Annotated in this window: 10 protein-coding genes and 2 pseudogenes; 5 read left to right on the top strand and 7 right to left on the bottom strand. The window is 72.3% G+C overall.

Going from position 1 to position 12,687, the window contains the following annotated elements:
* Positions 1-709: 709 nt before the first annotated feature.
* Together AB0442_RS39700 and AB0442_RS39695 are read left to right on the top strand one after the other, a co-directional pair.
* Positions 710-934, top strand: a complete 225-nt coding sequence (locus AB0442_RS39700) for a hypothetical protein (protein WP_363545562.1) — start codon at positions 710-712, stop codon at positions 932-934.
* Positions 935-1,449: 515 nt separating this feature from the next.
* A complete protein-coding gene (locus AB0442_RS39695) occupies positions 1,450-2,802 on the top strand; it encodes a hypothetical protein (protein ID WP_366168387.1) in 1,353 nt (450 codons plus the stop codon).
* 356 nt (positions 2,803-3,158) lie between these two features.
* Here the strand turns inward: AB0442_RS39695 and AB0442_RS39690 are convergent, their stop codons facing one another.
* Together AB0442_RS39690 and AB0442_RS39685 are read right to left on the bottom strand one after the other, a co-directional pair.
* A complete protein-coding gene (locus tag AB0442_RS39690) occupies positions 3,159-4,226 on the bottom strand; it encodes a peptidase (RefSeq protein WP_366168386.1) in 1,068 nt (355 codons plus the stop codon).
* 28 nt (positions 4,227-4,254) lie between these two features.
* The gene (locus tag AB0442_RS39685) at positions 4,255-4,785 is read right to left on the bottom strand and encodes a hypothetical protein (RefSeq protein ID WP_366168385.1); all 531 of its coding nucleotides are present in this window, start codon (positions 4,783-4,785) and stop codon (positions 4,255-4,257) included.
* A 503-nt stretch (positions 4,786-5,288) separates the two neighbouring features.
* Here AB0442_RS39685 and AB0442_RS39680 point away from each other — a divergent pair.
* Positions 5,289-6,407: a virginiamycin B lyase gene (locus tag AB0442_RS39680; protein ID WP_366168384.1), complete on the top strand. Its 1,119-nt coding sequence runs from the start codon at positions 5,289-5,291 to the stop codon at positions 6,405-6,407.
* 174 nt (positions 6,408-6,581) lie between these two features.
* On the opposite strand, the gene AB0442_RS39675 is transcribed toward AB0442_RS39680, so the two are convergent.
* A complete protein-coding gene (locus AB0442_RS39675; RefSeq protein ID WP_366168383.1) occupies positions 6,582-6,764 on the bottom strand; it encodes a hypothetical protein in 183 nt (60 codons plus the stop codon).
* Positions 6,765-6,979: 215 nt separating this feature from the next.
* On the opposite strand from AB0442_RS39675, the gene AB0442_RS39670 reads away from it, so the two are divergent.
* A complete protein-coding gene (locus tag AB0442_RS39670; protein WP_366168382.1) occupies positions 6,980-7,120 on the top strand; it encodes a hypothetical protein in 141 nt (46 codons plus the stop codon).
* A gap of 439 nt (positions 7,121-7,559) precedes the next feature.
* Positions 7,560-8,395: pseudogene (locus tag AB0442_RS39665) on the top strand (IS5 family transposase).
* A gap of 30 nt (positions 8,396-8,425) precedes the next feature.
* Here AB0442_RS39665 and AB0442_RS39660 read toward each other — a convergent pair.
* The 4 genes and pseudogenes from AB0442_RS39660 to AB0442_RS39645 all read right to left on the bottom strand — a co-directional run.
* A complete protein-coding gene (locus AB0442_RS39660; protein WP_366168381.1) occupies positions 8,426-9,163 on the bottom strand; it encodes a hypothetical protein in 738 nt (245 codons plus the stop codon).
* Positions 9,164-9,249: 86 nt separating this feature from the next.
* Positions 9,250-11,052 carry a hypothetical protein gene (locus tag AB0442_RS39655; RefSeq protein ID WP_366168380.1) on the bottom strand — a complete coding sequence of 601 codons (1,803 nt, stop codon included), beginning with the start codon at positions 11,050-11,052 and terminating at the stop codon, positions 9,250-9,252.
* A 285-nt stretch (positions 11,053-11,337) separates the two neighbouring features.
* The gene (locus AB0442_RS39650) at positions 11,338-11,733 is read right to left on the bottom strand and encodes a DUF2399 domain-containing protein (RefSeq protein ID WP_366168379.1); all 396 of its coding nucleotides are present in this window, start codon (positions 11,731-11,733) and stop codon (positions 11,338-11,340) included.
* Between the two features lie 152 nt (positions 11,734-11,885).
* Positions 11,886-12,362, bottom strand: a pseudogene (locus AB0442_RS39645) (TIGR02679 domain-containing protein); the annotation flags it as partial.
* Positions 12,363-12,687 lie beyond the last annotated feature (325 nt).

Genomic DNA, 12,687 nt, shown 5'->3' with positions numbered 1-12,687 from the left:
GACCAGCGAGCATCACACCGCAGGACGAATCATCAGGAACCGGACAGCCCAGCCGAACCCCTCATGCCGGCGCGCGCGCGTGAACGATCGAGGCCGGGGGTCGCGAAAACCCCGGTTCACGGCCATGTCCCCGTCCACCCCGGCCAGGAGGTCAGGATCAAAAACGATCGCGATCGGCGTCGACGGGAACGCCCCGCCACCGCTCCCGCCGTCACCGCCGCGACCGCCGCCGCGCCCACTGGCCGGCACCGGCGCCCAGCCGGGGAGGTCCGGGTGCCGCCCTGGGGCGGGTGCCGGCTCCGGGTCGTACTCCACTCCCCGGCGGTGCACCGGGAGGGCGGTGCCGCCGGAGGGACGGGCCGGACGGCGCCGTGGCGGTGGTGCCCGGAGCCGGTCAGGGCGGCACACGACGCCGGCGCACCGAGGATGCCTGCGAACGTACGGGCGACGGCCCGGCCAGGAGTCCGGCGGCGGAGCGCCGGCGGGCTGCGCGCGGTGACGCGCACACGCACGGGGCGGTCCGGCCCCGTTCCGCGCACAGGACACCTGGCGCCCCGGGCGGCAGGTGTCCCGGGAGGGCCGCCGACGGCCGTCCCGCAGCACCACACGCGCCGTTCCGTCGTGCCGCACGGGACGGCGTCCGGCCACGGCCCGGAGAGTCCGGGTGCCAGTTCGACGGAGTCGAGGACGACTGATGAGTGGAGACAGCGTGAGTCCGCTTCCCGAGACGGAGCACGCGGAGACGACCGGGATGACCCGTCGCAGCTGGTACGTCTCGAACGAGGCCAGTGCCGCGTTCGCCGCCGCGGTCGACCGCATCTACTGGCAGACCCGCGAGCCGAAACACCGCATCGTCTCCGAGCTGCTCCAACTCGCCGTGATCCACAGCGACGAGATCGCCGCGGAGCTCGGCCCCGCACCGCACCTGTCCTGAAGGACGCCCCCGCGCCCCGCGGCGGGGGACGGAGCGCTTCCCCGCCCGGTACGCCCCACGGCTCCGGCAGGCCGGATTCTCCCGGGCGGGCGGCGGACCACCCGGCGGCCGCACAGCTGCCGCGATCCGGCCGAGCACGCCGGACCGGGAATGACGCACGGGGATTCGTTCCCGAAACCATCGGCGCCGGAAACAATATCCACGACCAACGGCCTGCTGGATTCCACGGAATGGCACCCGTTCAAGCCGGTGGCGTGCCTGTAACGTGATCACATTCCGTCCCACGGGGTGGTCGACCGCGAGCTCGCCGAAGAGGACTGCCGGCGCCCGCGGCGGGTCAATTCCGCCGGCAGGCGGTCCGACGCGCTGCAATGGCGACACTTGCCCAGGAATATATGACCGTGCATGACGCATTTGATACGTTTTCAGCCATGGCGACGTTGGTGGACGTGACGATGAAACTCACCACCGGCCGGCCGGGGCGCCGCCCTGACGCGTCCCCGCTCCCAGGGCCCGTGTCCGCGCGTGAACGCGGCCGCAGGCGGCGCCGCGCGCCCCGGGCGGTCCGCGCCGCGGTGCTCGCCCTCGTGTCCGCGCTGGCCTGGGCCGTGGCCGGTCCGCCCCACCTCGCGCGGGCCGCGGGCGAGTGTACGGCGAGCCTGTGCGTCCTCAGCCCGAACGCCGCGAACGCCCTGTACGTCCACCCCGGAAGCCTGCAGGTCACCGGCGGCATCCTGGTCAACTCGACGAACAGTCAGGCCGCGCTCGTCAGCGGCACCACGGTCATCGCGAACAGCGGCACCATCGGCGGCCCGGCGGCGCCGGCCGGCTTCGCCACCTCGGGTGGCGGCGCGTACAGCCCCGTCCCGACCAACCAGGCCGCCGGCACCGACCCGTACGCCGCCTTGGCCCAGTGCCCGGCCGCCACGGCCTGCCCCACCACACCGGCCACGCCCTACCCCACCATCAACCACATCACCGGGAACCAGACGATCAACCCGGGGGTCTACACCAGCATCACGAACCTGGGCGGCACGCTCACGCTCAATCCCGGCACGTACGTCATCACCGCCACCGTCGGCATGACGATCTCCGGCGGGAAGCTGGTCGGCACGGGAGTGACGATCTACCTCGCCTGCCCGTCCTACCCGACCGCGTGCGCGGCGGGCACCAGTGGTGCGGCCTTCACCGACCAGACCGGCGGCAAGACCACGCTCAGCGCACCGACCACCGGGGCCTTCTCCGGCATGACGTTCATCGCCGACCGCAACAACACCGCGGGCGTCGCGGTCTCGGGAAGCGGCACGCAGATCACCGCAGGCGGCGCGATCTACACCGCCGCCGGGAAGCTGTCGGCCGCCGGCGGCGGCAAGGCCAGCTTCACCCGCGCGGTCGTGGACACCATCGAGACCAGCAGCAGCAACAGCACCCAGATCAGCGTCATCCCCAACAACGGCACCCTGTCGATCACCCTGCCCACCACCGCTTCCCTCGGCAGCGCGGCGCCCGGCGGCACCATCAGCGCGGCCCTCGGGTCGGTGACCGTCACGGACGGGCGCGGGCTGGCGACCAGCAGCTGGACCGCGACGGTGTCCGCCACGAACTTCGCCAACGGCGGCCAGACGATCACCACCGCGAACGTCTCCTACTGGTCCGGCCCCGCGACCAACATCAACGGCACCGTCACGACGACACCCGGCCAGAGCGACGTCTCGGCCAAACAGGCCCTCAGCAGCTCCAGAACCGCCTTCACCTCCACCGGCAACGGGAACAGCTCCACCAGCTGGACCCCCACCGTCGTCGTCGCGATCCCCGCCGCCGCCGTGATCGGCACCTACACCGGCACCGTGACCCACTCCGTCGCCTGACCGTGAGGATGCGGACGGCACCGCTCGGCGCTGCGACCCTCCGCCTGACCGGCGTTCCGACCGTCCTCGGGGTGAATCGTCGGCCGTCCGAGCGTGCCGTCACACACGCGGCCGGTCGTGCGCCCGTGACCGCACAGGAGTGAGCCGTTCACCCGCGGGTGACGCCTCCAGGGCGTGAGAAGTCGGTGTGCGGGGCCGCCTGCCAACGCCGAACGACGCTCGGGCTGTCGAACCCGCACCGGAATCCGGCGACCGTTCGGCTTCACCCCACGCCGACGCCCTGACGCCCCGTCGCCCGGCCTTCACACGCCGACGTGCCCGCCGGCCCAGCGGCCGGCGGGCACGGGAGCGTGGCCTCAGCCCGTCCGCCTGCGGCGCACCACCCCGTAACCGAACGCGGCCAGGACGACGACGGCCAGCGCGACGGCGGAGATGCCCGGTGCCATCGAGGCGGAGTCCACCGCGTCCGGGGTGACCGGCGCGCCGGCGGCGGAGCCGGCGGGGAAGGTCACGGTGGCGGTGACGGTGTGCCGGACCATGCCGCTGGCCAGGGTGAGGCGGACCTTCCACGGACCCGCCGGGAGCTGCCGGTCCAGCAGGACCGTGACACGCCCGGTGTCGCCGATGCCGAGGGTGGTGCCGAGGTTCACGGGGAAGGGACCGGCGCTGAGCGACCCCGGACCCTCGGACACGGACACCGATCCGGTCATGTCGAGGGCGCGCGCGCCGGTGTTGCGGACGGTTGCCACCACCTCGGGGGTGCCGTCGGGGGCGCGGGCGGGAGTGACCTCCCCGATCCGGAAGTCGGACGGCGGCTCTCCCCCGGGACCGACGTCGAGGTAGATCCGTACTCCGACCCTGTTGACCACGCGGACGTTCCCGGCCGGATCGGCGGTACCCGCGACCTGCGCCCACACGACGGCGTACCGCTCGCCTGCGGACGCCTTCGGCGGGACCCGGACGCTGACGTCGACCACGGCTGTGCCGTGCGCCGGGACGTCGCGCACCAGGGAGCGCGGTGCCGGCGGCCCGCTCGCCCCGTCCTCGCGCGCGGTGCCGCACTCCCCGGGGGCGGCGGACGCCGTCTTGCGCGCGGCGCAGTCGTCGACCGAGACCCAGGTCGTGAGCTCGTTCGGGGTGCGGTCCGGCTCGGCGGTGAAGGTGCCGCCGTCGATCTCGGCGGAGCCGGCGTAGAGGTCGACGCGCTGGTCGGTGTCGGAGGTGTTCGTCACCTGCAGCCTGCGGTGGATGACGGTGCCGGGCGCGAGATGGTCGACGATGTACATGTGCGCGCGGGGGTCGGCTTCGCGGTCGCGGGGCGCATCGAGGAGCTTGAGGCCGATGCTGCCCCCGGTGGACCGCGCTGCCTGCCCGGGGCGGGCGGCCGCCGCGGCACCCGGGCCACAGGCCAGCGCGAGCACCACGGCGGCCGCGCTCAGCGCACGCGCCGGGCTAGGCGATCGAATGTGTCACCGTCCCGGTGTAGGTGCCGTTCACCGCGGCGGCGGGGAGCGCGACGACGATCGTGGGGTTCCACGTGGCGGAGTTGTTGCCGGTGCCGCCGGAGAGGCTGAAGGCGGTGCGGCTGGTGCTGAGGGTCTGGGCGTTGCCCGCCGTGGCCTGGCCGGGGGTGAAGGTGCCCGTGCCGGTGGTGGCGGTCGCGGCCCCCGACCAGTAGGAGACCGCGCTGGTCGGGACGGTCTCCGCGGGTGTGCCGCCGCCCGTCGTGAAGCTGGTGGAGGTCACGGACGCGACCCAGGCCGCGTTGAGCAGGGCGCGGGCGTCGGTGGCGGTGACGGCGCCCAGCTGCGCGCTGACGGTGTTTCCGGGCAGCCCGGCGCCCAGGCTCGCCGAGCTCGGGACGGAGATCGAGAGTGCTCCGCCCGAGACGGAGAACGTGACCGTCGTGTCGGCGGCGCTGGCCACTCCGGCGACGGCGACGACGGCCGCGGCGCCGGCGGCCACGGAATATCGGATACGCATGGACTTTCTCCTTCTCGGCCAAGCACGGACAACAGCGATTTCGAATGCCTCCCCGTCGGCGACCCGGATGATTATCCGCATAAGCATGGCATTGAAACGCCTCGTCGCTCGTCCGGCTGAGCACTGCCCTGAGGCCCGGTCGGGCCCGGCGACGAACGTATCATCAACCCCCGTGAACCGCTGACGGAAATACCCTCTTCCGAGGCCACGCGTCCCCCGCATGAATCCCGTCGGGAAAGTGCTTCGAGTATCACTTATCGCACCCTCACCCGAATTGCTGAAAATTCCGGGATATCACCCGTATCACTGTTTCCCCGCCGGTCCGGCGGGGATTGTGCGTGCGCGGCCCGATCGCGTGAGCGGTCTCAGGTCCGCGCGCCCTCGTGTCGCGCAGTCCGGCGGCCGCGCGGGTCCCTACCCCCGCGAGCCGGGCGCTGGCGGCGGCGCGTGCCCGACCCGACCCGGCGCCCGGGGTCGCGGTGTCCTCATCCGAAAGGTGTCCCATGTCCCACCGTCCCAGCCGTCTCAGGCGGCTCTGTCGTGCGCTCGCCGTCCTGGCCCTGACGGGCTCCGTCTGCGCGCCCGGCACCGTCGCCTTCGGTGACGCCCCGATCCGCCCCGCTCCCGTGCGGCCGTGGGTGAAGTCCTGCCTGCGGCACGGGGGGCCGGCGGGACTCCTGGACTGCCTCGCCCGGCACGGCGGCCGGCCGGGCAGGCCGCCGTCGCAGGCCCGCCGGATCACCTCCATCACCGAATGGGCGACGCCCACCTCCTCCTCGGGCCCGGCCGGGATCACCGCGGGACCGGACGACGCGCTGTGGTTCACCGAGAACTCCGCGAACGCGGTGGGGCGCCTGACCACGGGCGGCTCGTTCACCGAGTACGCGGTGCCCACCGGCGGCGCCGGACCGGCCGGGATCACCGTCGGGCCTGACGGTGCCCTGTGGTTCACCGAGTCGAACACCGACAAGATCGGCCGGATCACCACCGGCGGCTCTTTCACCGAGTACACGCTGCCTACCTCCGGCGCCTACCCGTGGGGCATCACCGCGGGTCCCGACGGCGCCCTGTGGTTCGCCGAGCCCGGCGCCAGCAACATCGGCCGGATCACCACCGGCGGCACGATCACCGAGTACGCGGTCACCACCGCCGCCTACCCGCTGAGCATCACCACCGGCTCCGACGGCGCCCTGTGGTTCACCGAGGTGCTGAACGGCAGCATCGGCCGGATCACCACCGGCGGTGCGGTCACCGAGTACGCCGTCCCCGCCCAGGACTCGCTGCCCATCGGCATCACCGCCGGGCCGGATGACAACCTGTGGTTCACCGACGCCGGAGCAGCGCAGATCGCGAAGGTCACCACCGGCGGATCGTTCACCGGTTACAGCCTCACCGACGCCGTCTTCCCGTTCCCGTGGGGCATCACCAACGGCCCGGACGGCGCCCTGTGGTTCACCGAGAACCTCGGCAACGACATCGGCCGGATCACCACCGGCGGCACGATCACCGAGACGGCGATCACGACGTCCGGCTCGAACCCGCTGGAGATCGCCACCGGATCCGACGGCGACCTCTGGTTCACCGAGAACTCCGCGAGCCAGATCGGACAGGTCGCTCCCTGACCGAGCAGCCATCCGGGCGGCGACAGGGAACCGCCCGGGTGGTGGGAGCACCGGTCCGGGCGGTGGGAGCAGCCCGGACCGGTGGGAGCGCCGCCGACCGGCCCCGTGACGCGGCGCTCACCGGCGGACGGCGACCCGACGGGGGACGGCCGGGCCCCTCCCCGCGGCCGGGCATCAACGGCCGGACATCCCCGCCTCGCAGGAGGGGGAAGCCCGGTCGCGGAAGACCGGCACGCCGATCGAGCCGTACGGCGGCGGCTTGATGATGACGGGCAGGCCGAGGCGCGCCGCAGCGTCCGTCGCCGCGGCCTCGGGGTCGTCGCCGTTGCGGACCGGCAGGTCGCCCCCGACGGGCATCAGCCAACTGCGCTCACCGCCCAGCCCTCTGAACGGGCGAAACATCGAAGTCCTGCTGGACTACTAGATCGAGATCACAAACGCGGTCTGACACTCGGGCACCTGAGGACCAAACCTGACAACTATCGCGAAAGGTCAGGCGAAAGGCTGAGCACGCTGGCGCGCTTCGAGGTAGCCGGATTTGGCAGGCGGCCTGGCTGTGCCGACGGTGCCGGGTGACGTTCTTCCCGAAGGGGGCGTTCGGCCCGCACTTCCCCGCCACGCCGGCCATGGCGATGGCTCAGTTTCCCAAGTGGGTGACAACGACCGCGGCCGACCGTGCGTTCGACGTGCCGGAGCCGGCCGGTCCGCGCTGAGCCGCGGGGCCGGCCCGGTCCGTGTCCTCGTCCGCCTGCATGAGCCGGGCGATCATGGGGGAGGGGCGCGGCCAACCCGCCGACCTGGGCCCTCGTCTGAAGCGGGCTCGGTGCCGACGACGGCGTGGGGCCCCCGCTTCATGCTGCTGAGGACAGCTCGCACTCCCGTGCGCAGCGGCAGGCTTCTGCGCCGCTCGATTCCGCGGTGCAGCCGAGTACGCGCCCTGCTGGTGACAGCGGTTGGGGTCCGTCTTCGCTCCTGTCAGCCGCTGTGCGCGGGCGTCACACTGCGACTCTTGATGCGGAGCACCGGCCGGTCAATCCGGTCCGGCTACTCGGCCGGGCGGACAGCCTCTGCCGCGTCGTTCCGGATCTCGTGCTGGACGACCGCCAGGCGCTGGTCGTAGGTTCTGTCCGGCGGATCAGGTGATCGCCTCGCATGGACCATGGTGTTGGTCGTGAGCAGGGCGGTCTTACGAATGACGAGCGGGTGCAACTGGCACCACATCTGCCGAAGTCCGTCCGCCGTGGCGGGCGTTGAGCTGATCACCGGATGGTGATCAACGGGATCCTGCTCCGGGTCCGCACGGGTGTCCCGGGGCGGGACCTGCCGGAACGGTCCGGGAGCTGGAAGACCCTGTAGGAGCGCCACCGCCGGTGGTCGGCCGACGGTACGGGCTCTCAGGGGCGCATCGACTGGAGCATGGTGGGTGGGGACTCCACCTCGTGCCGGGCCCACCAACACCTGTCGGTGCACCGCGCAGTACACCCCGGATCCCGAAGCGGAGATCAACTCCTCGGCAGCACCGCCCCGACGAAGGGCTCGGCCGGTCCCGTGGCGGCCTGACATTCAAGATCCACCTTCCTGGAGGAGGCGGCCGCCGTCCACCGGCCATGCTGATCACGCCCGGTCAGTGGGTGACAGCCCGCAGCTGATCCCGGTCCTGGAACGTATCAGGGGCAAGCGCCCAGGTGGCGGGCACCGCATACCCGCCCCGACCACCTCGGCGGCGATGGGCTTACGGTTCCCGCCGCAATCGCCGTTACCTGCCTGGACGCCGGATCAAGCACACCATCCCGGAGCCGAAGGACCAGCGGGCCAACCGCCGGCGCCGCGGCAGCCGAGGAGGCCGGCCTACGGGCTTCGACAAGGAGATGTACAAATGCCGGAACGAGGTCGAGCGCACGACCAACCGGCTCAAGCGTTCCCGGGCCGTCGCGACGCGGTATGACCAACGGGCCTACGTCTTCCACGGCACCGTCACTGTCGCGTAGATCCGGCTCTGGCTCTGGCTCAGACCGTGATCAGCCCGCGTCCGGAGCGTCGGCCCGCTTCGCCGGCCCGGCAGCGACCTGACGAAGCAGCACTGTCGGCGATGGCATGACGGCGGACCAAGTGTTCCCGGTCTCGTCGGCGGCCGGGGCCCGGACGGCTACCACCGGGAGTTCACAGTGGTCACCTGCCTCCAGCGGAGGCAGCACCCAGGACATGCCGTGGTTGTGGCCGAGGTCCACACCCCACGTGCTGAACGATCGGTCATACACCTCGTCGATCAGCGCCGCCCACTGTCGGGGTGCCTCGCCCGCGTCAGCCGCCGAGCAGATCGTCTCCTCGTCGTTTCCCCCGACGGTGAGCCTGGTCGTCTCGTCCTCCACCGTGATCGCGGCCAGCCCCTGTCCTCCGTCCCACCCCGCGTCGACGCCCTCCGGTAGCCGCGTCGGCAGCTCTGCCGAGAACCGCACCCGCCCGAGCGGCGCAAGGGCGTCGATCCGCCAGACCGCCGCGCGACAGTCCGTCAGCGGCCCCCAGACATCGGGGTCGAGCTCGGGATCGTACGGCGTGAGCAGCAGCTCGACGCGGGCCCCGGGAGTGACCCAGCGGGCAAGCGGGCGGCCACCCGGCAGCTCGAACAGCTCATCGGGCAGGAGCGGAAGGCCGGTGCTCCCGATGGTCGTGGTGAAGGTCAGCGAGCCGAATGGCGTGTCGATAACCGGCTGACCGGCGGACCGCAGGCGGATGCGCGGGACGGTGGGGAGCAGCACCGCCCCAGCGTACTGCGGCATGACCTGTCAAGATCCGCCGGACGAGCCCTGTCGTGGCGTCGGTGTCCGTGCGATCGGCGGGCGGCCTACTCGGTGTCGCCGGTCGTGGCCTCGGCCTCCGTAGGTTCCGCGGCGGTGCTCGGGCGGGTGGTCTCGTCCCGCTGACCGACGTCGACCGGGGTGCGGCGGCGCCGTTGAAGATCCTCACGTTCGATCTCCGGGATCGCCATCGACTCGGCGAGCACGGCGGCGAGCGCGTCCACGTGCGCGCTGTCGATCTCGGCGCGGAACAGCCACCGGATGCTCTCGTCCCGCGTGATCAGGTCGATCGCCGAGCGGTCACCGCCGACCTGTGCGTTCGCCGCTCGGACGTACCGCACCCGGTCGACCGGAACGTCCTGACGGATCTCCCCCTGCCCGAGGAACTCGTTCGTCCTGGCCATGATGATGCGGCGGTCCGTGACGGCCACCAGCGTCCTCGCTCCGGACTTGTCGATCGTCGCCGCCAGCTTCTCCTTCGCGCCGCCGATGATCGCGGAGATCGGGCCCAGGGCATCGAGCTGCTCGGGGAAGGCGAGGGCGCGAAGGATCTCACCGTTCTCGAGGAACCACCGCAGGACGCGGAGGTACGGCGCGGGATCCAGCGACTCGGGTGCGCACAGAATGTCCGGAACCTCAAGCGGAGTGGCCGGCGGGTGGAGTGCGTCGGCCAGCGGCACGATCGCCCCCAGGAGCCGGGCGGAGATGTCGCGGGCAGCCTTCGCGTCTCGTCGCTTCCCGAGCAGCGACTGTGACAGGGGCCCGCGTCCGGGGAGCTCGGCGATGGTCCGCAGCTCGCGGGTCAGCGAGTGGAGCAGCCGGGTCGTCTCGGTGAGGGCCGAGTCGAGTTCCGCGCGGGTGTCGCGCACGATGACGTCGGCGTACCGCGCTTCCGCGGCGTCCTCGCGGCCGGCGGCGCTCGCCCGGGCGGCGCGCAGCGCCTGGTACCCGGTCCACGCCTTGACGGAGGACAGCAGGGCGTGGCTGTCGAAGACGATCGCCTCGGCGTTGGTCTGGAGGTACTCGCGGCGGCGCCGGGCGTCGGGGAGGTCGATCTCCGCAACGTGGCCCCGGACGTTGTGCCGGTACAGCTCGAGCTGCTTCTCCAGCGCCGCGCCGCTGCCCGCGACGTCCTCCCAGAGGGAGGTCGGGACCGATTCGAGCTCCCGCGCCTGGTCGATCGCGCGGTCGACGACGGCGACGAGGCCGGTCAGCTCGGCCCACTGCTCGTTGCGGATGGCGGTGAGCACCTGACTGGTCAGGGCGATGTTGGTCCTGACCAGGCCGGTGATCTCGGTCAGCTGCATCTGCATGGCGACCATGGCCAGGGCCGGCCCGATGTTGGCCGCCCGCGTCGCCGCGCCCACCTCGGCCACGGGGAGGAGGCGGGCCTGGGCGATGATCCTGCCGTTGAGGAACACCGCTCCGAGGTTCGCGCCGTCCTTGACGGCGAGCGTGGCCCCGGCGTTCAGCAGGGACTGGGTCGCGCTGCCGAGGCGGTAGAGCCCCTGCGCGCCGGTGAACGCGGTCTTGAGGTGGCCGGCCGCGGTCGCGGTGCTGCCGAGCGAGGCGAGGACGGTGGAGATCTGCGTGCGGTCGGCGGCTGACACCAGTCCGAAGTCGACCAGGCCGGGCCTGAGTTCCGCCGGGACCTTGCCGAAGACGACCGCGACTCCGGGGATGATCTCCGCCAGGACCGTTGACACCGGTTCGGCGTCGGCCTGCACCGGTTCGGCGTCGGCCTGCGGGTCGGGCTCCGGACCGTCCGTTCCCGGCGAGACGGTGGTCACGGTCCGGCCGCCCTCCTCCTCGGGCTCGGTGGTCTCCGTCGAGTCCGAAGGGTCCTGCATGCGATCTCCTCCCGCAGGGCGCGCAACGGCCGGGCGTGGTCGGCATTGGCTGCCGAAGTCTACGGCTCGGTGCGGTGCGCCCGGGTGGGAAGCCTGGACTGTGCCGCCGAGGCATCCGCGCGCCCGGCGTGGGTGGTTGAACCACGCCGGGACGAACCGCCGACGAAGGGGGATGACGGCCGGTACGACCCGACACCAGGGCTTCGGAGCCGAGCCGAGCCGTTACAGCCGGGCTCGGTCCTCCGTCCTGGCTGACTCGTGCGCTCCCGGCGGCTGGTCCCGTGGTCAGGTTTTCTTTGGCGCCAGGTCGGCGACGAGCCGGTCGAGTGCCGACTCCTCGTGCAGGGCCACGTTCAGTACCGTCATGGCGGCGGCGAGGTCGGCGTCCCAGCTCGCCTCCACCGGGGCGCCGACGAGCGGGAGGCCGGGGCTGCCCTGGTCCCGGGCGTGGGCGGCGAGTTGTTCGTGGTCCTCGGCTGCCGTCCGCCGCGGCAGGGCGAGTACCGTCGGATGACGCGGTGGCGAGCGCGATGCCCGGCCGGTCGAAGTCTCCGCGGTACCGCAGCCGCAGGCCGGCGTCCGCGCGAGGGTGTCGAGGAGTTCGAGGACGACGGTGGAGGCGCTGCCCGAGGTGCGGACCAGGACGCCCCCGCAGCGAGCCTCGGCCGCCGCCTCGACCACTCGGGGGTCTCGCAGATGTGCACCAGGGTGTCCGGGGGCGGTACGACATTCAGCTCGCGCAGTTCACGCAGTGTCAGGTGGGATTCGGCATGGTGGTCGGCCCGTTCCCGCAGAGCCCGTTCGCGCCATCGGTGACCCACCGGGCGCAGGCCGTAGGTGAGCACCGTGCTCGACACGTCGTCGGGGACGACGGCTGCGGCCCGCCAGAGGGCTCGCCGACCGGGCGCGTCCTCGGGCGGCTCGCTGCCCACGGCCCGCGCGAGGCCGCACAGGACCAGGCGGGACAGGACCGTGTCGTCGTCCAGGCCGTGTGCCGTGCCGGTCACCCGGGTCGCGAGCTCCCCGCGGCCGTACGGCGCCACCTCCTCGTCCCGGTCGGACCGGAGCAGCCCGAGGACGCGGATCACCTGGTGGAGCACGCCCGCCGCATCCTGGGGCGCGAGCCTGCCGAGCGCGCCGGTGCGGCGCAGGTCGTCGAGCCAGTTGCCCGCCCAGTCCTGACCGGCCAGCGACGACGCGGCGACCGCCGCTTCGGCCGCTGGCCACGGCGCGGCCCGCTCCTGCCGTCCGGTGTCCCGCGCCGCCCGCCGGTCGGTCAGCGACAGCCCCGGCTGTTCGACGGCTGCGATCAGTCCGCGGTCTGCCCGACAGAGTCGGGCCGGCGGGCCGCTGACCCCGTACGACGCTACGGCAATCCGCCGATTGTACTGCCGAACAGTCGGATGGGCATCGGCCGCGTCTGGACAAATTGGGTGAGCAACTCGTCACACCGAAAGAGGCCATTCCGTCGCCGGCTCTTCGTCCGGTACCGACCGCTTCCACCAGGGCCGGAGCCTCCGTTGACAGCCGATCACCGCGATTACAACTTGGTGCGCGATAGACGGGGAGTGTGGGGCGTCGTGGATGATCATGAGCCATGAGGTCGGAGTGGGCTCGTGGGGTGTTGTCGCATCG

It is taken from the genome of Kitasatospora sp. NPDC085895, assembly GCF_040702125.1.
Taxonomy (GTDB): Bacteria; Actinomycetota; Actinomycetes; order Streptomycetales; family Streptomycetaceae; genus Kitasatospora; species Kitasatospora arboriphila.
The sequence above is the reverse complement of the archived record's forward strand: the minus strand, read 5'-3'. Positions and strand labels throughout refer to the sequence as shown.